The organism is Paraburkholderia sp. SIMBA_030, assembly GCF_046535245.1.
Classification (GTDB): domain Bacteria; phylum Pseudomonadota; class Gammaproteobacteria; order Burkholderiales; family Burkholderiaceae; genus Paraburkholderia.
In genome coordinates this window covers 1-244 of sequence record NZ_JAWRXB010001398.1, presented here as the reverse complement: position 1 = coordinate 244, position 244 = coordinate 1, and the positions used below count along the sequence as shown (strand labels likewise).

1 pseudogene is annotated in these 244 nt (G+C 66.0%); it reads right to left on the bottom strand.

From position 1 onward, the window contains the following. Nucleotides 1-244: pseudogene (locus SB772_RS44630) on the bottom strand (phosphodiesterase); the annotation flags it as partial.

Below are 244 nucleotides of genomic sequence, written 5' to 3'. Positions count from 1 at the left end.
CGTTCGGATAACGCGCGATCAATGCGGCGAGCTTGTCGGCGGCAAGCGGATCGAGCCGCAGCGCATCCATATGTCCGATGCCGCACGCAAACGGCGGATGATGCAGCGCGACCACCGTCGGCTTGCCGTTCGCCGCATCGAGTTGCGCGGCGAGCCACGAAAGCCGCGCGTCGCACAGCGTACCTGCGCTTTGACCCGGCACCATCGAATCGAGTGCGATCAGCCGTAGCGGACCGATGTCGGC